Here is a 21040-nt window from a genome sequence, read left to right as displayed (position 1 = left end):
TTCCACACCGGGCGGTTTGCCACCTCCTACAAGGAGGCCTACGGCGTCACGCCTTCCGTGAGCCTGAAGGCGTCGCCGACGGAGGAGGCAACACGATGCCGACGAGACGCCTGATTCTGTCGAGGTCCACATCTGCCGCCAGGCGGGCCTCCTCCGGCGTCTCCTCCGTGAGGGGTTCGACCCCGAACAGCAGGCGGGGCAGCAGTGGGTGGATGGTGAGGCCGATCAGCTCGTTCGCCACCGCCTCGGCCTCGTCGGCCGCGAGCCCCGATGCTGTCACCAGGTGTGACGCGAGGTCGCGGACCGTGAGTCCGAAGAGGACGTCGTAGAGCCCCGACGCCAGATCCGGCAGCCGTTCCGCCTCGGCGATGCCGAGACGGACCATCTTCCCGACCGAGGACCAGCGCAACAGTTGCAGGAAGCGCCCGCAGTACTGCACGACGGCCTCCAACGGCTCCCCCGCGTATTCGCCGGGCGTGCGCATCCGCTCGCCGAACAGGGCACGGATGCGCTCGACGACCGCGAGGAACAGCGCGTCCTTGGTCGGGAAATGCGCGTACAGGGAACGTTTCGACGTCTCCGCGCGCGCCGCGATCGCATCCATGGAGGTCCGTTCGAAGCCGGACTCCAGGAACGCGAGCTTCGCCGCATCGAGGATGTGCGCACGCAGCGCTTCCCCGCGTCGGGCCATGACATCCACCTCAAGTATACGGTACAGTAGAGTTTACTTCAGTTCCCGCCTGATCGGAGTCATCATCCATGATTGTGATTACCGCCCCGACCGGGCAGATCGGCAGCAAGCTCGTCGCCACGCTGCTGGCGCAGCGCGAACCGGTCCGCCTCATCGTCCGCGACCCCGGCAAACTGCCGGCCGAGGTACGCGAACGAGCCGAGATCATCACCGGATCGCACCGCGACCGCGACGTCCTGGACCACGCCCTCGACGGCGCTGACGCCCTGTTCTGGTTGATGCCGTCGGCCGCGACCGCGAGCAGCCCCTACGAGGCGTACGTGACCGCCTCCATCCCGGGCGCCGACGCCGTCGTACGCCACGCGGTGCCCCGTGTCGTGGTCATCTCCGCGCTCGGGCGCGGATCGCAGATCTACGCCGGGCACATCTCCGCATCGCACGCCATGGAGGACCTCTTCCGCAGCACCGGCGCACACGTGCGGGCGCTGGCCCTGCCCACCTTCATGGACAACATCCTCCGGCAGGTCGCCACGATCAGAAACGGCATCATCTCCGGCACCCTGCCCCCCGATTTCACCATGCCATGGATCGCGACGAAGGACATCGCAGCACTCGCCGCCCGCTACCTCCTCGACCGCACCTGGACCGGGCAGGAGAGCGTCGAAGTCCTCGGCGGCGAGGACCTCTCCTACCGCGACATCGCCGAAACCCTCACCGAAGTTCTCGGCACCCCCATCCGTTTCCAGCCCGGAGACCGCGCTGCCGTCAAACAGGTCCTCATCAGCCGCGGCTTCTCCGAGGCAATGGCCCAATCCACCATCGACATGGACGTCGCCGGCGAACGCGGCATCAACAACACCACGCCACGCACCACCGAAAACACCACACCCACCACCTTCCGCCAGTTCGCCCGGGAAACCGTCAAACCGGCGGTGACCGGATGAGCAGCGCCGCCGCCGGCCTTCAGGCCATCGTGTTCGCTTCCACCGCGGGCTTGAGCACGTCCCGGCACCAGGTCCGAAAGTCCGTCGTCGCGATCTTCGCGGTTACCCAGTCCGCGTCGTAGATGCCGGCGTCCTGAGCCGCCAACGCCTCGCTCATGTCCTTGACGGCCTGCTCGCTCGCCCCCTGCGAGCGGCGCACCGACACGAAGTCGTCCACGCTGGTGCGACGGTAGACCACTGGACGCCCCAGCACCTGACTCATCACCTCCGCCATCCCCGCTGGGGAAAGCCGGTCCGGACCGAACAGGGGCAGGTTTTCCTGCCCCGACCCGAGCGAAGGTGCGGTAATGCTCCCGCGGGCCGACCCCCGCGTCCTTGCTCCTCTCGTAAGTATACGGTACGGTTTAGTTTACATTCCACTCGTAGCAGGGAAGATCCATGACGCTGATCTGCATCGAAGAGCACGCGGTCGATCAGGCGATCGCCGAATCGGCCGGCCCGGTCCTCGCCCGCGAAGCGCCGTACATGCGCTGGCAGAGCTCCAGCTCCTCCCCCGTCCGACCAGGTCCCGGCCGACGACCTGCCGTCGACATCCAGGAAGCGCTCCGCCTCGGGGCCGACCTCGGGCCGGACCGCATCCGACAGATGGACGCGCACGGCATCGACATGCAGATCGTCTCGTGGACCAGTCCGATACAGCTGGTCCCCGAGGACAGGGCGATCGCCCTGTGCCGGTCGGTCAACGACAGGCTGTCGAAGGCGGTCACCGACCACCCCGACCGGCTTCAGGGACTGGCGGCGTTGCCGTGGCAAAACCCCGCCGCCGCCGTGGACGAACTCGACCGCGCCGTGACCGGCCTCGGTCTGCGCGGGGTCCTGATCGTGGGGCGCCCTGGTTCCGGCTTCCTCGACGATCCCGCCTACCAGCCCGTCCTGAACCGGATCGCCGCGCTCCGAGTGCCGCTCTACGTGCACCCCTTCCATCCAATCCCGCAGGTCCAGCAGGCCTACTACGCGGGATTCAACGACAAAGTGAGCGCCGAGCTCTCGCTGGGCGCCTGGGGATGGCATCACGAAGCCGGGATACACGTCCTGCGGCTCATTCTCGCCGGAGTCTTCGAACGCCTCCCCGGCCTGCAGGTCATCAGCGGCCACTGGGGCGAGATGGTCCCCTTCTACCTCAGCCGCCTCGACGATGTCCTTTCCCCAGGCGACACCGGGCTGTCGCGAACGATCACCGAGACCTACCGCTCCAACGTCTGGATCACCCCGAGCGGCATGTTCCACCGCCCTCAGTTCGACTTCATCCGGGCCGTGATCGGACTCGACCGACTGATCTGGTCGGTCGACTACCCCTTCCTCCACCTCGACGGCACCCGGCAGTTCCTCCACGAACTCGACCTCGCACCCGAAGAACGAGAAAAGATCACCCATCTCAACGCGGAACGCCTCTTCCGGCTGCACAGCGCGTAGTCAACAGCCTTGCCGTGAAGTTTCGTCAACTCCTCCGGGCTACCCAGTGGATCGGTGAGCGAGACCGGCAACCCGAACGCATACCGGCCCGTCAGGTTCGAAACACAGCATTACGCGCTGCTCGAAATCGGTCAGGCGGTATCCGCCGTCTTCGGCACGCTCGAGCAGCCGCCGAGGCCCTTCGTCCGGAATGGATGTAAATCCCGGTGCTGGCTTGGGGAAGGACTGCAGCGTGTCGTCTTCGGCCGCAAGGTACGCGGTCCCGTTCTCGATTTCGAGCCGCTGGTCAGGAGTGGATGCCCAGCTCGGGCCGAAACACCGGCCGGCGCGGTACGAGGAAAGGTGGACACGCCGGAGCACCACCGGAAGGACGCCGAGGAGTTGCACGTCGGTCTGCACCATGACCATTCGCCCGCTGGCCACGTCCACCGGGTCCTGCGCGCACCTGAGTTGATCGGCGGGAACGGCGTTGTCCCGTGTCCTTGATCCCGCCGGACGGGGGTTCGGTCCCTGAGGGGGTGGTGCCGTCCGTGGTATGGCTGTCCGGCGGGGTTTCCGGGTTGAGGCTCCGCCTCGCCAGGGCAGCCGTGGAGGGCAGACATGACCTTGTTGATGGCGGCGAAGATCTCTTCCAGCTTGCTCGTCATCGGCCGCAACTTCTCGACGGAGTTGACGAGCTTCTTGATGACCGCGCCGATCTTTTCCATCCGCGCGGTGTCCCGCACGATGCCGCGCACCGCGCCGGTGATGGCGCCGACGATCTGCACCACGGTGGAGATGGTCTCCGCGCAGGTGGATGCGGCGAATGCCAGGTCCAGCCGCCAAGACCCGCCCAGTCCACCCCGACTTCCACGCTGACCGCTGGTCCGGCTGGTGCCGCTGTTCAGACGATTTTCGGTTTTCCGCCCGAGTAGAACAGCTGCACGGAAAACGTGCCCTCGTTCAGTAGCCACTGCCGAACCCGGAATGTACGCGCCCCGCCGATGTGCATCGGATCCGCCTCGGCGAGTGCCGTCGCGGCCTCCAGTGAATCGGCCCGATAGACGAACATGCCGTCGCCTTTCCATTCCTGCAGATCCTCGCTGGCGAACGGGCCGGCGGCGAACATGATGCCGTCCCGCTCCAGTTTCCGCTGGTACTCCACGTGCGGGTCGAGGGAATCCAGGACCGGCCCGATGCCGTTCACCGGTTCGGAGAAGACGACGAAGATCTGCTTCGCGAGCAGGCCGTGTTCTTCCGAGTAGGAGACGATGTCTTTCCAGGGCATGATGCGCTCTGACATGAGAATACTCCGTTGACTAGATCGGCGAATATCATCGAGATCTGGTTGGAATGAGCAAATTGTCCCATCGCGGCGGCGCGGTATCAACGAACCGCAGCCGAGGTTAATGGCAGCCGGTCGTAGACGTCGGCGTCGGCGTCGGCCCCGACCATGGTCACGATCGAGCGCGTGCTCGCCGCGGCCACGCTCCCGGATACCAGTGCGTCGGCGAGCCAGACGGCCTCTTGGCCGCCTCCGCGGACAGTTCCCGCACCAGCTCGGGCCCGACCGTCCCCATCAACACGTGACAGTGCCCGGGACGGGCCGTCGTGAGCAGGCCGCCATCGTCCAGCAGGAACTCGACTGCGGAGTCACCGTCGGGCAGCATGCTCAGCGTGATCGGCAGCCGGGCCAGGTCGCGCACCGATCCGGCTGGCCGTACACCCTCTTGCCGCAGGCTGGCCAGGACTCCGGCGTTGCGATCGTAGACCGTCACGCCATGTCCGGCGGCCGCGAGATTGACCAGCATCGGACGGCCCACCCGTCCAGCACCGACGAACCCGATCTCCATCTTTCACTCCCTGGTGGGTGAATGTGATCGACGGGGACGGTCCCCGACCCCTGGGGGTGTCTCGCAATGGGCCAAGCATGACATCGTCGATATCGAATAGCAAGCTTAGTTTCGAAATTACCTCTCGTAGTCGAGTCTCGACGAGGAGATTGCCAGGATTTTCGACATTGAAGGCCAAGCTCGAAGATGGTTGACTGGACGCCATGGCTCCCGAACGACCAGTCACGCGGGTCGAGCGCACCTATGATGCGCTGCGCAGCGACATCCTCGCCGGACGGCACGAACCTGGGGCCAAGCTGCCCTTCGCGGATCTCTCCCCGCGGTACGACGCGAGCGTCGGCGTCCTTCGCGAAGCCTTGTCGAGACTCGCCGCCGAGGGCCTCGTCGAGTCGGTGCCACAGCTGGGCTTCCGCGTGCGCTCGCTGTCGGTGGAGGACCTGCGCCATCTCACCGACGCGCGCTGCGCGATCGAGACGCTGGTGTTGCGCGAGGCGCTCGCTAACGGTGGCGTGGCTTGGGAATCGCAGGTGCTCGCCGCCCATCACCAACTGCAGCACACCCCGCAGATGTCCGAGGGCGACCCGGCGCGGCTTTCGGACGAATGGGCCCGGGCGCACGCCGCGTACCACGACACGTTGCTGATGGGCTGCCCGAACCCCAGACTGCTCGCGATCGCCCGGTCCTTGCGCGACTCCGCCGAGCTGTACCGGCGCTGGTCGGTGCCCTTCGATCCGACACACCGGGACATCGCAGGCGAGCACCGGGCGATCCTCGAGGCCGCCCTGGCGCACGACGAGGAGGCGGCGGTCGCAGCGCTCACCCACCACATCCGGTACACCACCGACGTGCTGCTGCGGCATGCCGACGGCGGCGCGGTCGACGCGGCGCGCGACTGAGCTCACCCGATCCGCCGCCGGCGCAACACGATCGCCGGCCCGGCGGGTCGTCGACACCAGCACGGCGGGCAACTCCGGCCAGGCGAGCCAGCGCCACGCCGTTCCGCGACCGAACGGCGAAATTCCGACCGCCGGGTACAGCATCGGGCCGCGCACCTCCCGGGTCGAACGGGCGCCGCACCGTGGCGTCCGCCGTAGATGGGCGACCGTCGACAAATGTCGAAAATCTCTGGACTTATCGAATCAGCTGCCTGATACTGAAGATCCGGCGCCACGAGGCAGGCACCTCGCGCGCGGTCCCGCACACCGTGGTCCTCGCGGCCGGTTCGTGTCGAAGGAGACTGATCGTGCGTTTTGCCAATGTGTCCGGACGAGCGGCCCTGCTGATCGGGGACGGCGCGGTGGACGTGGAAAAAGCGTCGGACGGCCGTTTCAGGGCGGACCCGCAGGCTGTCTACGAGGTGTGGGACGAGTTCCGCACCTGGGCCGCGGGAGTCGGTGCCGAGGAGGCCATCCCGTTTGACGCCGGGTCACTGGAGGCCCCGGCGCCCGCCCCCGCGCAGGTGTTCGCGATCGGGCTGAACTACTCCGACCACGCCGCCGAATCCGACTTCGAGGCGCCCAGCCAGTTCCCGCCCGTGTTCACGAAGTTCCGGACCTCCCTCGCCGGGGCCTGCACCACCGTGGAGCTGCCTCCCGGCGGAAAGGTCGACTGGGAGGTGGAGCTGGTCGCCGTGCTGGGCCGCCGCGCGCATCGGGTGAGCGCGGACGAGGCGTGGTCCTGTGTGGCCGGTCTGGCCGTCGGGCAGGACATCTCCGAACGGGTCAGCCAGCTCGCCGGCCCCGCACCGCAGTTCAGCCTCGGCAAGTCATTCCCTGGATTCGCGCCGTTCGGCCCGTGGCTGGTGACCGTCGACGAGTTCGACGACCCGGACGACATCGAGATCGGCTGCTCGCTGGACGGCGAGGTGCTGCAGCACGGCCGTACCGGCGACCTGCTGTTCTCGGTCCCCCGGCTCATCGAAGGGCTGTCCAGGGTGACCCCGCTCCTGCCCGGCGACGTCATCTTCACCGGCACTCCGTCCGGCGTCGGCCTCGGCCGCGTGCCACAACGTTTCCTGCAGCCCGGTGACGAGCTCGTGAGCTTCGCGCGGGGTATCGGCGAGTTGCGCCAGCGCTTCGTCCAAGCCTGAGGGCCAATCCGGAAGGAGACCAAGCTCATGAGTCTGCATCGTCTCGCCTCTGTGGTGATCGGGGTACCGAACGTCGCGGAAACCGCCCAGTACTACGAGGAATTCGGGCTGAGCCCGGCGGAGACCAGCGACGGCAGCGCCGCGTTCAGCACTCTCGACGGCGGGGAGCAACTGCGCCTGGTGTCGGCACCGAGCCGCCGCCTGGTGGCGCTGACCATCCACGCGGACGACCACGAGGACCTCGGCCGGATCACCTCCCGGCTCGCCGCGCTCGGGATCCGGGCAGAGCAGTACCCGGCCGGGATCAGTGTCGTCGAGCCGGTGACGGGCACGCGTGCGTTCGTGCGTATCGCACCGCGGCTGATACAGCCCGCGGTGCGGGCGACGGCTTACAACGGTCCGGGCCGGGTCGAGCGGACGGGCAGCCGGGCGCCCGGCGTGCTGCGCGAGGCGGCTGTGCGGCCGCGCAAGCTCGGGCACGTCGTCCTCGGCACGCCCGATGTCGAGGCGACCGAGTGTTTCTTCCTCGAGGGCCTCGGATTCAAGCTCTCCGACCGGATTGCGGACGAAGGCGCTTTCCTGCGGTGCTCGACCGACCACCACAACGTCCTCGTCCTCAGGGCGCCGATCCCCTACCTGCACCACACCTCGTGGCAGGTGGACGATGTCGACGAGGTCGGCCGCGGCGCGATGGCCATGCTGGAGGACCATCCGGAAAGGCATGTGTGGGGTTTGGGACGGCACCATGCGGGCTCCAATTTCTTCTGGTACCTCATGGATCCGGCGGGCAACTTCAGCGAGTACTACTCGGACATGGACTGCATCGTCGAGGACCAGCTGTGGACGCCGGAAACCCTGGAAGGCGCCAAGGGTCTGTTCAGCTGGGGTCCCCCACCCCCGCCGTCGTTCATCAAGCCCGAGGACCTCGCCGCCCTGATGACGGGTGCCCATTCCGCTCCCTGAGGGATTTCTCGTCACGATCGCGGCCCTGATCGGTGATCACGGCGTGGAACTGGTCAGCAGCGCGGGATCCACAACGACGCAAGACTCGGACAGGATTTCACCCCCGCTGATCAACGAATCGCGGCGGGGCGCCCACCACCACCTTCAACACCAGGAGTTCCCATGTCAGGCCCGCGGTTCGGGGTTTTCCTGAGCCCCCATGTCGAAGAACTACCCCAGCTCACCGAGAAGGCGCAGGCCGCGGAGTCGGCCGGCTTCGACTACGTCTCCATTCAGGACCACCAAGCCAGCCGCGCAAGACCGCATCGACGCCGCCGCCCGTGACGCCGGTCGACAGCCGACCGACATCCACCGCGTGATCCAACTCGTCGGCCTCATCGATGCCGCGACCGCCTCCCGGCCGCGTACCGGTCGTGGCAACACCCCGATCCACGCCAACGCCGAGAGCTGGGCCCAGATCATCACCGAGTTCGTCACCGACGAACGCTTCGACACCATCAACTTCATCCCCCAGAGCGAATCCGTCGATCAGTTGCGGCACTTTGGCGACGACGTCATCCCGCGTGTCCGTGCGGCACTCCAGGATCGACAACGTGACCGCCCCGGAGCCGGTGGTCATCACCGGCCAGGGCACCCTCGACACGGGACTGCGGGCCCCTCACCTCACATGGGTCCGACCGGCGTGAGCGGCACGACGACGCGGGGCCGGGCATAGGTGCTCTCGCTGATCTGCAGGTAGGTCTGGAAGTAGGGCTTCGGCAACACGACATCGCGATACTCGGCGAGGTCATGCCACCCTTCGGAAAGAACGAAGACATCGGGTTCGGTCATGGATTGACCGACGTGCAGGTAGATGCAGTTCGACTCGGCCCGTGCGGGGGGAAGCACCTCGCGCAGGGCCGCCAGGAACTCCTCCCGGCGCTCGGGCCGGATGGTCAGGGTCACATTCATGAACAGCGGTACACCTGGCTTCGTACTCGTCCACAGGTCGGACATTCGCTGCTGCGGGTCTGCCACATTGTCCTGTTCGCTCATCGGGCCATACCTTTCTTCCGAATCGTGAGCGTGTTTGAACCTTGAAATGCCAAAGCGGCATGTGCCCCGTTCTGGCCCTGCTGGCAGTTCCGCCGGAGACACCGAATCTGTGGTGGGGGTTCAGGAGGTGACGTGGAGGACGAGTTTGCCGTGGGTGTGGTTGGATTCGCCGCGGGTGTGGGCTTGGGCGGCTTTTTCGAGTGGGAATACTTCTTCGATTTCCACGGTGACTGTGCCGGAGTCGATGAGGGTGGCGATGGTGGTGAGGGCGGGTGCGTCGGGTTCGACCAGGAACGGGGTCGCGTGTATGCCTTTGGTTTGGGCGGCGGTGGCCAGTTCGGGTGAGACGCCGGCGGGGATGGCGACGAGGAGTCCTCCGGGGCGCAGTACCTGTAGTGACCGGGTGCTGGTGTTGTCGTGGTGGTCGCCGACCAGGTCGATCACGACGTCGATGTCGGTGGCGGTGTGTTCGAAGCGGGTGGTGGTGTAGTCGATGAGTTCGTCGGCGCCGAGTGTGGTGAGCCAGTGGTGGCTGGTGGCGCGGGCGGTGCCGATCACGTGGGCGCCGAGGTGTTGGGCGAACTGGACGGCCAGGTGCCCGACGCCGCCGGCGGCGGCGTGGATCAGCACGCGTTGTCCGGGCTGGATGTGGGCGGTGTCCACCAGGGCCTGCCACGCGGTGAGCGCGGCGAGCGGCACCGCCGCGGCCTGTTCGTGGCTGATGCTGGAGGGTTTGCGGGCGAACTGCCGGGCCGGTTCGGTGACGTATTCGGCGTAGCCGCCCGCTGCCCGGGGGAACCAGGGCATGCCGTAGACCTCGTCGCCTTCGCGTAGGGTGGTGACACCGAAGCCGACCTTGTCCACGGTGCCGGAGACGTCCCAGCCCAGGATGAACGGTGGCCGGCCGAGCACGTCCGCCATTCCGGCCCCGGCCCGGGTCTTCCAGTCCACCGGGTTGATACCGGCCGCGTGCACCTTCACCCGCACTTCGGTCGGCAGGGGTTCGGGGCGGGGTACTTGTTCCACCGACAGCACGTCGGGGCCGCCGATGCTGTGTTGGAGGACGGCGCGCATCGATGTGTCGGACACGGGTTCTCTCTTCCTGGATCAGATGCCGGGAAAGACGGGAAGTTGTCTTTCCCTTGACCCGGGAAACGTATCTCCAGGGATATAGTTACCTGCAAGGGCTAGAACTTCCCAATCGGAAGTATCCAGGTGAGGAGCTTGTCATGACTGCCGTGTGCCTGACCGGGCAGCATTCCGACCACGACGTCTACGCCGCGCAGTGCCCCTGCCGGGCGATGCTGGACCTGCTGGCGAACAAGTGGTCCGCCCTGGCCATCGGCGCACTCGAGAACGGCCCACAACGGTTCGGGCAGTTGCAGCGGCACCTGCAAGGAGTCAGTCCGAAGGTACTGACCCAGACCCTGCGGCGCCTGGAAGAGTTCGGCCTGCTCGACCGCACCGTCTACCCCGCGGTGCCACTACACGTCGAATACTCACTCACCCAACTCGGACACAGCGCGGCCGTACCGCTTCGCATGCTGCGCACCTGGGTCGAAGACAACATCGACAACGCCGCACGCGAAGGAGCAACGGCAGCATCCTGCACAACCGAAACCACGGCGACCCACTGACAACACCACAGCCGCGGGCGATCGTGCCCTCACCGCGGCAGGCTGCGCCCAGCAACACCGGGCGCCGCCAGCGTTGGTGGCGGTGACCACCAGTACTCCCCGTTCAATGCCCCGTTCCCGGAACCGAGGAACTAGGACGCGGCGATGGCCGTTCCCTGCGCTGACACCAAATGCCAGTCCTCTTCGGAGGAGACGAACACGTGGGTGTACCGGCTGGCCGCGGTGACCTGGGGGCCGTCGGGCAGACCGAATTCCATCGCGGTACGACCCACGATGATGGCGGTCGCGCCAAATCGCCGCACGACCGCCTCGTCGGAAAATTGGTCGATCCGGGTGAACCGGACGATTCGATCGCTCACGAACTGCAGGAATTCGGCGCGGCCCGTCACATCACCGGCGGCGACGTCGACGATCAGGAACTCGGGAGCGAGCAGTGCGTCGAGCGCGGCGCGGTCGGCAGCCAACAATGCTTCGAAGAAACGCCGGTCCGCGGCGATCACCGCGTCGGTCGCCGGGGTCGAAACGTTCACGATAAGGCCTTTCGATCGGTTTGGTGGGTCCTCGCCTCGATGCCGGTGAGGAGCTGACGCAGCCCGGCCACGAATCGACGGTGCATCGCGGCGCGGTCCGTATCGGGGCTGTAGCGGACGAGGTTGGGGTAGCGCGGTGGCTCGTCGCCGGTCCCTGCCTGCGGCGGGAACCCGGTGTTGGCCGCGGCTTGCGACTCCGCGTAGACGAATCCGAGGATGAACCACAGCACGGCCAGATAGGCGTCGGCCACATCGTCGTCCGGTAGCCCGCTTTCGGCCACCAAACCGACTGTGGCATCGGCCAGGCCCAAGGTCACCGGCCCCAGCTGCCAGTCTCGGTGCCACAGCACCTCGATCAACGCGGGACGCGGCAACAACGCCGTCCGCATCCGTTCCGCCAGCAGCACCAGGCGGTCCTGCCAGGGACCGTCCATCGGTACGTCGATGTGACTGAGCGTCTCGTCCAGCACCGCGGTCAGCAGTTCGTCGCGGTCGCGCACGTGCCAGTACAGGGTGGCCGGTCCGGTGCCGAGCGATCTGGCCAGCGCCCGCATCGACAAACCCTCGATGCCGGATTCGTCCAGCAACCGCGCCGCGGCGGCCAGTACCTCCGGCCTGGACAGGACCTGCCGACCCTTCGCGCGGGCTGCGGCGCTCTGCCTCTCGAACCCCGTTCGTGACACACGAACACCGTACCAGTCCAGCTCTCCGGCAGCCGGCGGCGTTGCACCTCTCCCCCGCTGCTGGGGCGGGTACTGACCAGCCGGCGTTCGCCGGGGCGGAACGAGAATCCGAGCCGGGCTGAGCCTGTCAGCGCCTCGCGCGGCGCCATTCTTCGAACTGCCGGAGAGAACGGACGCCGTGGTCGAGAACCGCGGTGTAGACGTCGTAGCCGGTGACCTCCGAGCCGTAGCCCGCGTTGTCCGCCCACGCGTTCTTGATGGCGAGAACGATCTTCCTTGTCTCGTCGGTGAGCCGCTGCGGGAAGGTTTCGAGATGCGCCAGGTCGGGCTGGCGTGCCGGTTCGTCGACGAACCAGATGTCGAGGTTCCAGTCCTTTCCTTCCGGCGAGCGGTATTTCACGCCGAGGTACAGCCCGTCCGGATAGGCGGGGTCGGTGTTCCAGTGCCCGGTGTCGTCGCGGAGGGTGACCACGCGCACCCGCGGATGGCCGATCAGGTGCGTCCCGAGCCGGGCCACCGCGTCCGCGGTTTCCTTGTCGAGTGCCGGGCAGATCACCGTGATGTCCAGATCGCGCCGCACCATCACGCCGAGTGCGGCACTGCCGACCCGGACCGGTTTCCCCAGTTCCCCGAGCCGGTCGAGTCCGAGATTCCGGTGAACGGCATCGGCTTCTTCCTGTAGCGCGTCCTGCCGCGCGAGCAGACCCTCCCCAGTCATGACCGGCATTGTGGCACGCGCCGTTCCCGAAGATATCCTGCTCGGGTGCTCGAACAGCCGACAGCGCCGCGAATCGTCGCGACGGATTCCCACCGGACCATCGAAGGTCCTTCCGAGACGCAGTTGCACGACCTCCTCGCGGACATTAACCTGAGCGTGCCGTTCGTGATCGTCGAGCGCCTTGACGACGATCCTGGTGACCACTACCTCCAGGTGCGCCTCGACGAACGAGTGGACCCGAACCAGGGGCGCGCCTATCTCGTCGAATTCCGCGATGGTGGGCCGGAAGCACATTTCCGCGCCGTCGTCAGCGACAACTCGCCGTGGGACAGCGCATTCTCACCCGCATTCGACACCGTCGTGAGCACCGTCCAGAGCTGGGCATTCCAGCGCGAGGACTGGCGAACGGCGCTGGCGTGGGAACGGCTGGAATTCGAGAACTGAGCGGGCAGGCCACGGGTCGACACCCATCTCGGCGAGGGACTCACCGAAGCGGACGTGGACCGGACGGACTCATGGCCGGGCCGGTGCCAAGGTATTGCGGGTCCTGGGATCACGGCAGTGGTCCGGATGTTGCCACCTGCGCGCTTGCGGCTGCGGTAACCAACTGTCCTTTGCGGTTCTCACCGCCGTCCTGACAGTGCGGAACGGGCGAGTTTCCGGTCGGCCGCCAGCAGGTAGGCAACCGGTGACTCCCTCCGCAGTTGGCGGGCTTCCTTGACCCGGCGGGCGACATAGGGCAGGACGGTCACCCCCACGGCCGCCCCGGCGACGGTCGGTTGTCCCCCCGCGGCCGCCGCCGCGCCGAGGATGGTGCCGGCGGCGGCGCCGAGGTCGATCTTCAGGCCAAGGGTGCCGGTGACCGAGTCGACTCCCATGCCGCGCAGTGCTCGGCGTAGCTCGTCCAGTTGCCGCTTGGTCGTTCGCTCGTAGATCGCGCGCAGGTACGCGCGTGCCACCTGCAAGTTCTCCACTTCGGCGACTGTGCGCAGCTGGGGTGCCAGGTCGGCGACGTGCTGCCGGAAGGCTTCGAGTTCGGCCGAGTAGCGCTGCCGAAAAGCGATGAGCTTTCGAATTGGCAGGTGGGCGAGGCGTTTCGGCTTGATCACCGCATTCAGGGCGAGGTGCAGGTAGGCGTCTTCGGGGTTGTCGACGCGCTGCGGGCGAGCATCTTCGCCGAACAGCACTTGGGCCAGCCGGTCGAGGGTTCCGGTCGCGGCGTGTGCGCGGGGATCGTCGGTGACCGGACAGAGGTGGTTGTGGCGAGCGATGGCGTCGGCGAGCAGAGTCAGGTAGACCGACGCCACCTTGGGCCGCATGCCCAGCCACGGCCCGCCGTTCGGGTCGGGAGCCGCGAGCCCCGTCGAGCCGAGAATCCCGCGAGCCCGGACATCCGCTTTGCTCCCGCGGACGCTGCTGTCGTCCCCGGCGTAAACCCAGATCAGATCCTCTTTGGGAACGGTACCGAACCCTCCACCTGTTTGTTTCCGAGTAGGTTCTTGATAATAATTCGTCTGGACTGATTCCCAACGCACGGCTTCCAGCTCGTCGGTGATCTCGACGCGAGCATCCTCGATGACTTCCTCGAAGGCGTCGCTGACGGTGCTCAGGTCGATGGCGCTCGGCGTAAGGTCCATGATGAGGTCGGTCTCGTCGCGAATTTGCCGAACGAGTTCGTCATCCGCGTTGCCTATTCCGCTTGGCCGTATTCGTGCAATGTTGCCCCAGGTCAGCAGTGCGAGCTTGAGCCAGTTGTCGTCCTGGAACCGCACCCAGGGGTAGTAGAGGGCGATCGTCGATGGACGCTGCGGCACCGGAGACTCATCCACAGGTACAGGGTCTCATGTCCCGTCATCCGCCGGGCCGCCTCTCGGCCTGTCCTCGTCCGGTTATGCGCTCGGACTCTTCGAGCACACCAAGCACCTGAGTCCCCACGTGGTCCCCGGCTGCGGGTGGTCTGATGGACAGTCTCCAGGCACAGTAGGGAGGCCCGTTCGCCGACGACGTTCGCGGCCGGACTCACCGCGCCTGCACCGGCGGCGCTCCGCCGTGCGGTAACCGGGCCCGGACATCGGCAGGCCTTCTCGTCATCCTCCTTCCAGCCGGTCTGGAGATGCTCCTCGAAGATGCCATCCGCGTACTCGACAAGTTTCGAGACGACCGCGACAAGCGGCTGTTTCGTGAACAGAGGAAATGGGCGGAGAAGCAGGAACGGAAGGAGCCAGGCGCCGCTATGATCAACGGTAAGGAGATCTCCACGTCAGGACGAACGGCCGACGTGGCGAGTCGCACTCGGCGGACGGTTCATATCCGTCCGCCCACCGGGATGCCGGAAGCGTTGCTTCATCGGAATTTCATGGCCGCTTGCCAGGATTCGAGTGTCGTACCGTCGTACTCGAATTGGGGGAACAGCAATGCCCAACACCCTTGGCCGGGCCGCGTTGTCGTTGGCCGCGTCGGCCGTGTTCGCACTGGTCGTGCCGGTCTCCGCACAGGCTCAGGCGGCTGATCCGCACGCCGACACCCAGGCGCTGCTCAACGCCTACCAGTCGGGTGTTGGCGGGCCGGGCGCGGCGGTGTTCGCGGGCAACGCGTCCGGCAGCTGGGCGCTGACCAGCGGAACCGGCAACGTCAACGGCAATGATCCGATCCAGCCGGACGAGAAGTTCCGGGTCGCCAGTCAGACCAAGACCTTCACCGCGGCGGTCGTGGTCAAACTGGTCGATGCGGGCCTGGTGTCACTGGACGCGCCGATCGAGCGGTACCTGCCCGGCGTGGTCGACGGCAACGGCTACGACGGCACCACCATCACCGTGCGGGAACTGCTCCAGCACACCAGCGGGATCGCGCCCAACAACTCGCCGAACCCGCAGGCCGGCCCGGACGGTACCTACACGCTGGCCGCGCTGGTGAAAGACGGGCTCACCCACGCCCCGGTCTCCGCGCCCGGCGCGTCGTTCCACTACTCCAACACCAATTTCGACATCCTGGGCATGCTGATCGAGAAGGTCACCGGCGGGTCGTACCGGCAGGCACTCACCGACCGGATCCTCACGCCGCTCGGACTGACCGAGACCTCCTACCCGACGAGTACCGCGCTGCCGTCCCCGTATGTGCACGGGTACACCGGCGGCCGGTCCGGAAGCTTCTTCTTCTGGTACGACACCACGCTGTACCAGCCGACCGCTGCGGGCAGCGCGGGCAGCCTGGTGTCCTCGCTGCGCGACCTGACCACCTTCGAGCGGGCGTTGATCGACGGCCAGGTCGTCTCGCCCGCGGCGCTGGCGCAGATGCACACCACGGTTCCGCTGGGCACCGACCCGCACCAGGCTGGTGCGTACGGCCTTGGCCTGGAGGAGTTCAACCTGACCTGCGGCGGCCAGGCGTGGGGTCACGGCGGTGACCTGCCGGACGGGTACTCGTCGCTGACCATGGTGACCGCGGACGGGCGGTATGCCTCGGTGGTCACCAACACCTTCGTGAACGCGCCCGCGACCTACACGCAGCCGACCCGGTTCGATGTGATCAACTCGGCCCTGTGTGCCATGCCGGCCGCCTGACAGTCCGAGGAGAGACCGGCCGGGTGCGATGTTTCGCGCCCGGCCGGTTATACCGCCGCAGGTGCCACCGCGCCGGCGTCAGTGGTTCTTGGCGATGGCGTGCAGAAAGTCCTTGTTGAGGCGTCCGATGACGTCTTGGGGGATTTCCTTGGGGCAGGCGGCGGTGCATTCGCCGGTGTTCGTGTGTCCCTGCGGCAGCAGGCCGAGGTGGGTGATCTTCGCACCGGTGAACAGCATCGCCGAGCCGTTGGGACAGGCCGCGACGCACGCGCCGCAGCCAATGCACTCAGCAGCTTGGAAAGCGAAGTCGGCATCGGGCTTGGGCACGGGCATGGAGTGAGCTTCGGGTGCTGTGCCCGTCGGTGCGGTGATGTAACCGCCCGCCTGGATGATCTTGTCCAGGGCCGAGCGATCGACCACCAGATCCTTGACCACGGGAAACGCCCTGGCCCGCCACGGCTCGACTACGATCGTCTGCCCTTCGGAAAATTTCCGCATGTGCAATTGACAGGTCGTCGTTGCCTTCTCCGGGCCATGCGCCGTTCCGTTGATGACGAGTGAACACATTCCGCAGATGCCTTCCCGGCAATCGTGGTCGAATGCGACGGGCTCCTCGCCCTCGGTCGCGAGACGCTCGTTGAGAACGTCGAGCATCTCCAGGAACGAAGCGTCGGGAGAGATCTCGATCCCGTAGTCGACCAGCCGACCCTTGTCCTGAGGACCGCGTTGCCGCCAGATCCGTAGTGTCAGCTTCATGTGTGACATCCCCTAATTACCGGTACGAGCGAGTAGTCGGGTGGACATACTCGAATTCCAGCGTTTCCTTGTGGAGAATCGGCGGCTCGCCCACGCCTTTCCATTCCCAGGCGGCGACGTAGGAAAAGTTCTCGTCGTCGCGCCTGGCCTCGCCGTCGCCGGTCTGGTGTTCGGCGCGGAAGTGGCCGCCCGCGGACTCGCTGCGGTGCAGGGCGTCGACGACCATGAGCTCGGCCAGCTCGAGGAAGTCCGCCACTCGCCCTGCCCGTTCGAGCGATTGGTTGAGGTCGTCACCCGAACCTGGCACGTTGACCCGCTTCCAGAACTCCGCGCGCAGAGCAACGATGAGGTCGAGCGCCTTGCGAAGCCCCTCCTCGGTCCGCTCCATGCCGCAGTACTCCCACATGATGCTGCCGAGTTCACGGTGAAAGGAGTCAACAGTGCGGTCGCCCTTGATCGACAGCAGGGTGTCGATCGCCGAGGTCACCCGGTTCTCGGCTTCGACGACCGCGGTGTCGGGAACATTGGCGAAGGGGCCGCGCGCAAGGTAGTCACCGATAGTGGTCGGCAGCACGAAGTACCCGTCGGCAAGGCCCTGCATGAGCGCCGAGGCGCCGAGTCGGTTGGCGCCGTGGTCGGAGAAGTTGGCCTCGCCGATGACGAACAGACCGGGGATGGACGCTTGCAGGTCGTAGTCGACCCAGAGGCCGCCCATTGTGTAGTGGACGGCGGGGTAGATGCGCATGGGCATCTGGTACGGATCCTCGCCTGTGATCCGCTCGTACATCGTGAAGAGGTTGCCGTACTTGGCCCGCACCGCGTCCAGGCCGAGCCGCTCGATCGCGTCGGTGAAATCGAGGTAGACACCGAGTCCGCCGGGCCCGACGCCGCGGCGCTCGTCGCAGACGTTCTTGGCCGCGCGGGAGGCGATATCACGCGGAACCAGATTGCCGAAGGCCGGGTAGATTCGCTCGAGGTAGTAGTCGCGCTCCTCCTCCGGAATGTCGCCGGGTCGACGATGGTCGCCGGCCTTCTTGGGCACCCACACGCGGCCGTCGTTGCGCAACGACTCCGACATGAGCGTCAGTTTCGATTGATGGTCGCCGGAGACCGGGATGCAGGTCGGATGGATCTGGGTGAAGCACGGATTGGCAAAGTATGCGCCGTGCTTGTGCGCGCGCCAGGATGCCGTGACATTCGAGCCCATGGCGTTGGTCGACAGGAAGTAGACATTGCTGTATCCGCCGGAAGCGAGCACCACCGCGTCCGCGGTGTAGGAGGTGATCTCACCGGTGATCAGGTCCCGGACGACGACGCCTCGCGCCGCCCCATCGGACATGATCAGGTCGAGCATCTCGTGCCGGGCGTGCAGTTCGACATTGCCGGCATCAACCTGGCGTAGCAGAGCTTGATAGGCGCCCAGCAGGAGTTGCTGTCCGGTCTGGCCGCGGGCGTAGAAGGTACGTGAGACCTGTGTGCCGCCGAAGGAGCGGTTGTCGAGCAGGCCACCGTACTCCCGCGCGAACGGCACGCCCTGCGCCACGCACTGATCGATGATCTGGGTGGAGATCTCGGCGAGGCGGTACACGTTCGACTCACGGGAGCGGTAGTCGCCGCCCTTGACTGTGTCGTAGAACAGGCGGTGCACGCTGTCGCCGTCGTTACGGTAGTTCTTGGCGGCGTTGATGCCGCCCTGGGCGGCGATCGAGTGTGCCCGGCGCGGGGAGTCCTGGAAACAGAATTGGATGACGTGATAGCCCTGCTCGCCCAGCGTGGCGCCGGCCGAGGCGCCCGCCAGGCCGGTGCCGACGATGATGACCTTTTTTCTGCGCTTGTTCGCGGGGTTCACCAGCTTGGCCTCGAACTTGCGGCTGGTCCAGCGGTCGGCGATCGGTCCGGCCGGGGACTTGGTATCGGCGATCGGCTCGCCCGTGGTGTAAAGGCTGTGGCTCATGATTACTTCACCCATCCGAACGTGACGGAGATCGGGACGGCCAGAAAGCCGACGACCACCAGCGCGGCGACGACGGCCGCCAGCCGGTCGTAGCCCGTGTACCTGCGCGCGCCGGCCAGGCCCAGTGTTTGGAACGCGCTGCGAATGCCGTGTCGCAGGTGCAGGCCCACGAGGACCACCGCGACGACGTAGAACACCGTGATGTACCAGTGCGATGGTGCGAAGTCGGCGACGACCTTGGCGTACGGGGTCGCGTTGCCTCCTGCCGGGTTGACCGCGCCGGCGGTCAGGTCGAGCAGATGCCAGATGACGTACAACGCGATGATGACGCCGCCGTAGCGCATGGTGCGGACCGCATAGCCGTTGGCCTGCGACTTTCTCGTGGCCGCGTACCTGACGGGCCTGGCGAGACGCGCCGTCCGGGCAAGCGTGATCGCCGCCCACATGTGCCCGATCACGCTCACGCCGAGCACGATCTCCAGTCCCGAGAGGAACCATCGATGCGGCAGCGCGGGTTCGCCTATCGTGCGCAGCCACAGTGAGTAGTGGTCGAAGTCCGACGCGCCAAGGAAGATCTTGAGGTTCCCGGCCATATGCGCGATCAGGAACAGCACGAGGATGCCGCCGGTTACCGCCATGACGGCCTTCTTGCCGACCGTCGAGCGGTAAAGCGCAGGCGTTGCGATAGCCACCAGCGCAAAATAAGTCCGACCTGCCCGGCAGGTCCAAGTCCATGGCGGACTCGTCTCGATAACCGCAAACTATGAACCCAGCCGTGACGGGCTCGCGCCATGCCGCAGAGAATTCGCGACGTGGGGCGTCTCACATCACGACGAATCTTCACTGACCTCGGATCGCGCAGAGATTCGGATGGTTCTAGGTTATTGAACGTGCAATTCCAGCAGTTGGCGTACTTCCTGTCGGTGGCGCAAACCAGACACTTCACCCGGGCGGCCGAGGCGCAGAACGTTGCGCAACCCTCGCTGTCCAAGCAGATCCAGGCACTGGAAACCGAGCTCGGTGCCGCGCTGTTCAGTCGTGCCAGAGGCAACATCACCCTGACCCCGGCGGGCGAAGCGCTGCTCCCACTCGCCAACCGAATCCTCGCCGACGTGGACACCGCACGGCTCGAGGTGCAGGAAATTGTCGGGCTGCGGCGCGGCCGGGTCCGGCTGGGCGCCACTCCCTCGCTGTGCTCCGGGCTGCTAGCCGACGCGCTGCGTAACTTTCACGATGTCTACCCGGCGATCAGGCTGATGGTGGAAGAGGGCGGCTCCCGTGACCTGGTGCGCGATCTGACAAGGGGCGCACTGGATTTGGCGTTGGTCATCCTGCCGCTCGCTGACGACACGCCCCTGGCCACCAACCCGATTCTGCGCGAGAACCTGGTGGTCGCCACGCCGGTGGACGACACTTCACTACCGACCCGCGCCCACCTGCGCATCACCGACCTGCGAGACCGGCCGATGGTGATGTTCCGGCAAGGTTACGACCTGCGCGAGGCGACGATCGCCGCCTGTCGACATGCCGGGTTCGAACCGCGTTTCGCTGTTGAGGGCGGGGAAATGGACGCGGTCCTGCGGTTTGTGGAAGTCGGCATCGGGGTGGCGGTGGTCCCCAGCATGGTGTTGGTCGGACGTCCCGGGTTGCGCGGCATTCCACTGTCACTGGACGGCGGGCGCAAGCCGCACAGCTTGCACCGGACAGTCGCGCTCGCCCACCGCAAGGACGTCACTCCTACGCACGCCACTGCCGCATTCCGCGCGGTGCTGGAAAGCTTCATAGTCGACGTAGCCGCCAATGGCAGCCTCCCGGCCGGCGTAGAGTCGCTGCTCGCCACCGCCCCGGGCGACGCCGGACACCCGAGTGCCCGATCGATCACGCCCCTGCCGTCCTCAGACGCTCATTGCGATCACGGGGTGTAGTCCCGCCGGGGTGGGCACTTCACCACGAAGTGCCCACCCCGGGTTCCGGGCATGAAAAAAACCTCGAGGCCCTGGGAGATCCCTTTTCAGGATTCTCAACCAGGGCCTCGAGGGCCATAAAGAGTGTTCGGCGGTGTCCTACTCTCCCACACCCCTTCGAGTGCAGTACCATCGGCGCTGGTGGGCTTAGCTTCCGGGTTCGGAATGGGACCGGGCGTTTCCCCACCGCCATGACCACCGAAACATTATG

At 66.5% G+C, this 21040-nt stretch carries 25 protein-coding genes and 1 rRNA gene; 10 read left to right on the top strand and 16 right to left on the bottom strand.

The window, feature by feature from the left end:
- Positions 1 to 46: 46 nt before the first annotated feature.
- The gene (locus FNH05_RS04790; protein WP_144586040.1) at positions 47 to 691 is read right to left on the bottom strand and encodes a TetR/AcrR family transcriptional regulator; all 645 of its coding nucleotides are present in this window, start codon (positions 689 to 691) and stop codon (positions 47 to 49) included.
- A gap of 68 nt (positions 692 to 759) precedes the next feature.
- Here FNH05_RS04790 and FNH05_RS04785 point away from each other — a divergent pair, with 68 nt between their 5' ends.
- Positions 760 to 1635 carry an NmrA family NAD(P)-binding protein gene (locus FNH05_RS04785; RefSeq protein WP_144586039.1) on the top strand — a complete coding sequence of 292 codons (876 nt, stop codon included), beginning with the start codon at positions 760 to 762 and terminating at the stop codon, positions 1633 to 1635.
- A gap of 19 nt (positions 1636 to 1654) precedes the next feature.
- Here FNH05_RS04785 and FNH05_RS04780 read toward each other — a convergent pair whose 3' ends face one another.
- Positions 1655 to 1897 carry a hypothetical protein gene (locus FNH05_RS04780; protein ID WP_144586038.1) on the bottom strand — a complete coding sequence of 81 codons (243 nt, stop codon included), beginning with the start codon at positions 1895 to 1897 and terminating at the stop codon, positions 1655 to 1657.
- A 176-nt stretch (positions 1898 to 2073) separates the two neighbouring features.
- Between FNH05_RS04780 and FNH05_RS04775 the strand changes: the two genes are divergently transcribed.
- Entirely contained in the window at positions 2074 to 3108 is a 1035-nt protein-coding gene (locus FNH05_RS04775) for an amidohydrolase family protein (protein ID WP_144586037.1), read from the top strand.
- A 39-nt stretch (positions 3109 to 3147) separates the two neighbouring features.
- On the opposite strand, the gene FNH05_RS39990 is transcribed toward FNH05_RS04775, so the two are convergent.
- The gene (locus FNH05_RS39990) at positions 3148 to 3510 is read right to left on the bottom strand and encodes a DUF6531 domain-containing protein (protein WP_425458413.1); all 363 of its coding nucleotides are present in this window, start codon (positions 3508 to 3510) and stop codon (positions 3148 to 3150) included.
- 198 nt (positions 3511 to 3708) lie between these two features.
- On the opposite strand from FNH05_RS39990, the gene FNH05_RS37830 reads away from it, so the two are divergent.
- Positions 3709 to 3966: a hypothetical protein gene (locus FNH05_RS37830; RefSeq protein WP_186382377.1), complete on the top strand. Its 258-nt coding sequence runs from the start codon at positions 3709 to 3711 to the stop codon at positions 3964 to 3966.
- Positions 3967 to 3991: 25 nt separating this feature from the next.
- On the opposite strand, the gene FNH05_RS04765 is transcribed toward FNH05_RS37830, so the two are convergent.
- Together FNH05_RS04765 and FNH05_RS04760 are read right to left on the bottom strand one after the other, a co-directional pair.
- Positions 3992 to 4390 (bottom strand): YciI family protein, encoded by a 399-nt coding sequence (locus FNH05_RS04765; RefSeq protein ID WP_144586036.1) that lies wholly within the window; start codon positions 4388 to 4390, stop codon positions 3992 to 3994.
- A gap of 154 nt (positions 4391 to 4544) precedes the next feature.
- Complete coding sequence (locus tag FNH05_RS04760) at positions 4545 to 4940, bottom strand: NAD(P)-binding domain-containing protein (RefSeq protein ID WP_144586035.1); 396 nt, start codon at positions 4938 to 4940, stop codon at positions 4545 to 4547.
- Between the two features lie 203 nt (positions 4941 to 5143).
- Between FNH05_RS04760 and FNH05_RS04755 the strand changes: the two genes are divergently transcribed.
- The 3 genes from FNH05_RS04755 (at position 5144) to FNH05_RS04745 (ending at position 7992) form a co-directional block, all read left to right on the top strand.
- Positions 5144 to 5836, top strand: coding sequence for a GntR family transcriptional regulator (locus tag FNH05_RS04755; protein ID WP_144586034.1), 693 nt, complete (start codon positions 5144 to 5146; stop codon positions 5834 to 5836).
- Between the two features lie 347 nt (positions 5837 to 6183).
- Entirely contained in the window at positions 6184 to 7029 is an 846-nt protein-coding gene (locus tag FNH05_RS04750) for a fumarylacetoacetate hydrolase family protein (protein ID WP_144586033.1), read from the top strand.
- A 27-nt stretch (positions 7030 to 7056) separates the two neighbouring features.
- Positions 7057 to 7992, top strand: a complete 936-nt coding sequence (locus FNH05_RS04745) for a VOC family protein (RefSeq protein ID WP_144586032.1) — start codon at positions 7057 to 7059, stop codon at positions 7990 to 7992.
- A 220-nt stretch (positions 7993 to 8212) separates the two neighbouring features.
- Here FNH05_RS04745 and FNH05_RS04740 read toward each other — a convergent pair whose 3' ends face one another.
- From FNH05_RS04740 to FNH05_RS04730, 3 genes are all read right to left on the bottom strand, one after another.
- Positions 8213 to 8614 (bottom strand): hypothetical protein, encoded by a 402-nt coding sequence (locus FNH05_RS04740; protein ID WP_144586031.1) that lies wholly within the window; start codon positions 8612 to 8614, stop codon positions 8213 to 8215.
- A gap of 41 nt (positions 8615 to 8655) precedes the next feature.
- Entirely contained in the window at positions 8656 to 9027 is a 372-nt protein-coding gene (locus FNH05_RS04735) for a putative quinol monooxygenase (protein ID WP_144586030.1), read from the bottom strand.
- 120 nt (positions 9028 to 9147) lie between these two features.
- Positions 9148 to 10116: an NADP-dependent oxidoreductase gene (locus FNH05_RS04730; RefSeq protein ID WP_342781531.1), complete on the bottom strand. Its 969-nt coding sequence runs from the start codon at positions 10114 to 10116 to the stop codon at positions 9148 to 9150.
- 140 nt (positions 10117 to 10256) lie between these two features.
- Here FNH05_RS04730 and FNH05_RS04725 point away from each other — a divergent pair, with 140 nt between their 5' ends.
- A complete protein-coding gene (locus FNH05_RS04725) occupies positions 10257 to 10664 on the top strand; it encodes a winged helix-turn-helix transcriptional regulator (protein ID WP_144586029.1) in 408 nt (135 codons plus the stop codon).
- Between the two features lie 131 nt (positions 10665 to 10795).
- Here the strand turns inward: FNH05_RS04725 and FNH05_RS37825 are convergent, their stop codons facing one another.
- From FNH05_RS37825 to FNH05_RS04710, 3 genes are all read right to left on the bottom strand, one after another.
- A complete protein-coding gene (locus FNH05_RS37825) occupies positions 10796 to 11164 on the bottom strand; it encodes a DUF4440 domain-containing protein (RefSeq protein WP_186382376.1) in 369 nt (122 codons plus the stop codon).
- Positions 11165 to 11190: 26 nt separating this feature from the next.
- Complete coding sequence (locus FNH05_RS04715; protein WP_144586027.1) at positions 11191 to 11877, bottom strand: TetR/AcrR family transcriptional regulator C-terminal domain-containing protein; 687 nt, start codon at positions 11875 to 11877, stop codon at positions 11191 to 11193.
- A 127-nt stretch (positions 11878 to 12004) separates the two neighbouring features.
- The gene (locus tag FNH05_RS04710; RefSeq protein WP_144586026.1) at positions 12005 to 12595 is read right to left on the bottom strand and encodes a hypothetical protein; all 591 of its coding nucleotides are present in this window, start codon (positions 12593 to 12595) and stop codon (positions 12005 to 12007) included.
- Between the two features lie 45 nt (positions 12596 to 12640).
- Between FNH05_RS04710 and FNH05_RS04705 the strand changes: the two genes are divergently transcribed.
- Entirely contained in the window at positions 12641 to 13039 is a 399-nt protein-coding gene (locus tag FNH05_RS04705) for a hypothetical protein (protein WP_246127534.1), read from the top strand.
- A 179-nt stretch (positions 13040 to 13218) separates the two neighbouring features.
- Here FNH05_RS04705 and FNH05_RS04700 read toward each other — a convergent pair whose 3' ends face one another.
- The gene (locus FNH05_RS04700; RefSeq protein WP_144586025.1) at positions 13219 to 14424 is read right to left on the bottom strand and encodes a DUF6236 family protein; all 1206 of its coding nucleotides are present in this window, start codon (positions 14422 to 14424) and stop codon (positions 13219 to 13221) included.
- A gap of 585 nt (positions 14425 to 15009) precedes the next feature.
- On the opposite strand from FNH05_RS04700, the gene FNH05_RS04695 reads away from it, so the two are divergent.
- Positions 15010 to 16155, top strand: a complete 1146-nt coding sequence (locus tag FNH05_RS04695) for a serine hydrolase domain-containing protein (RefSeq protein WP_144586024.1) — start codon at positions 15010 to 15012, stop codon at positions 16153 to 16155.
- A 78-nt stretch (positions 16156 to 16233) separates the two neighbouring features.
- On the opposite strand, the gene FNH05_RS04690 is transcribed toward FNH05_RS04695, so the two are convergent.
- From FNH05_RS04690 to FNH05_RS04680, 3 genes are read right to left on the bottom strand one after another with little or no spacing between them, the layout of a single operon-like run.
- Positions 16234 to 16911 (bottom strand): succinate dehydrogenase/fumarate reductase iron-sulfur subunit, encoded by a 678-nt coding sequence (locus FNH05_RS04690; protein WP_144586023.1) that lies wholly within the window; start codon positions 16909 to 16911, stop codon positions 16234 to 16236.
- 16 nt (positions 16912 to 16927) lie between these two features.
- Positions 16928 to 18865, bottom strand: a complete 1938-nt coding sequence (locus FNH05_RS04685; protein ID WP_144586022.1) for a fumarate reductase/succinate dehydrogenase flavoprotein subunit — start codon at positions 18863 to 18865, stop codon at positions 16928 to 16930.
- A gap of 2 nt (positions 18866 to 18867) precedes the next feature.
- The gene (locus FNH05_RS04680) at positions 18868 to 19557 is read right to left on the bottom strand and encodes a succinate dehydrogenase cytochrome b subunit (RefSeq protein WP_144586021.1); all 690 of its coding nucleotides are present in this window, start codon (positions 19555 to 19557) and stop codon (positions 18868 to 18870) included.
- Positions 19558 to 19755: 198 nt separating this feature from the next.
- Between FNH05_RS04680 and FNH05_RS04675 the strand changes: the two genes are divergently transcribed.
- A complete protein-coding gene (locus tag FNH05_RS04675) occupies positions 19756 to 20790 on the top strand; it encodes a LysR family transcriptional regulator (protein WP_144586020.1) in 1035 nt (344 codons plus the stop codon).
- Positions 20791 to 20915: 125 nt separating this feature from the next.
- Here the strand turns inward: FNH05_RS04675 and rrf are convergent.
- A 5S ribosomal RNA gene (gene rrf / locus FNH05_RS04670) occupies positions 20916 to 21032 on the bottom strand.
- Positions 21033 to 21040: the final 8 nt, after the last annotated feature.

Origin of the sequence: Amycolatopsis rhizosphaerae (assembly GCF_007713715.1) — a bacterium.
GTDB classification, from domain to species: domain Bacteria; phylum Actinomycetota; class Actinomycetes; order Mycobacteriales; family Pseudonocardiaceae; genus Amycolatopsis_E; species Amycolatopsis_E rhizosphaerae.
This window is presented reverse-complemented; position numbering and strand designations above follow the sequence as displayed.

What these genes read in the sequence shown, in the direction of transcription:
- FNH05_RS04790 (WP_144586040.1), bottom strand. Translation starts at nt 691, where the DNA reads ATGGCCCGACGCGGGGAAGCGCTGCGTGCGCACATCCTCGATGCGGCG.
- FNH05_RS04785 (WP_144586039.1), top strand. Translation starts at nt 760, where the DNA reads ATGATTGTGATTACCGCCCCGACCGGGCAGATCGGCAGCAAGCTCGTC.
- FNH05_RS04780 (WP_144586038.1), bottom strand. Translation starts at nt 1,897, where the DNA reads ATGAGTCAGGTGCTGGGGCGTCCAGTGGTCTACCGTCGCACCAGCGTG.
- FNH05_RS04775 (WP_144586037.1), top strand. Translation starts at nt 2,074, where the DNA reads ATGACGCTGATCTGCATCGAAGAGCACGCGGTCGATCAGGCGATCGCC.
- FNH05_RS39990 (WP_425458413.1), bottom strand. Translation starts at nt 3,510, where the DNA reads ATGGTGCAGACCGACGTGCAACTCCTCGGCGTCCTTCCGGTGGTGCTC.
- FNH05_RS37830 (WP_186382377.1), top strand. Translation starts at nt 3,709, where the DNA reads ATGACCTTGTTGATGGCGGCGAAGATCTCTTCCAGCTTGCTCGTCATC.
- FNH05_RS04765 (WP_144586036.1), bottom strand. Translation starts at nt 4,390, where the DNA reads ATGTCAGAGCGCATCATGCCCTGGAAAGACATCGTCTCCTACTCGGAA.
- FNH05_RS04760 (WP_144586035.1), bottom strand. Translation starts at nt 4,940, where the DNA reads ATGGAGATCGGGTTCGTCGGTGCTGGACGGGTGGGCCGTCCGATGCTG.
- FNH05_RS04755 (WP_144586034.1), top strand. Translation starts at nt 5,144, where the DNA reads ATGGCTCCCGAACGACCAGTCACGCGGGTCGAGCGCACCTATGATGCG.
- FNH05_RS04745 (WP_144586032.1), top strand. Translation starts at nt 7,057, where the DNA reads ATGAGTCTGCATCGTCTCGCCTCTGTGGTGATCGGGGTACCGAACGTC.
- FNH05_RS04735 (WP_144586030.1), bottom strand. Translation starts at nt 9,027, where the DNA reads ATGAGCGAACAGGACAATGTGGCAGACCCGCAGCAGCGAATGTCCGAC.
- FNH05_RS04725 (WP_144586029.1), top strand. Translation starts at nt 10,257, where the DNA reads ATGACTGCCGTGTGCCTGACCGGGCAGCATTCCGACCACGACGTCTAC.
- FNH05_RS04710 (WP_144586026.1), bottom strand. Translation starts at nt 12,595, where the DNA reads ATGACTGGGGAGGGTCTGCTCGCGCGGCAGGACGCGCTACAGGAAGAA.
- FNH05_RS04695 (WP_144586024.1), top strand. Translation starts at nt 15,010, where the DNA reads ATGCCCAACACCCTTGGCCGGGCCGCGTTGTCGTTGGCCGCGTCGGCC.
- FNH05_RS04690 (WP_144586023.1), bottom strand. Translation starts at nt 16,911, where the DNA reads ATGAAGCTGACACTACGGATCTGGCGGCAACGCGGTCCTCAGGACAAG.
- FNH05_RS04685 (WP_144586022.1), bottom strand. Translation starts at nt 18,865, where the DNA reads ATGAGCCACAGCCTTTACACCACGGGCGAGCCGATCGCCGATACCAAG.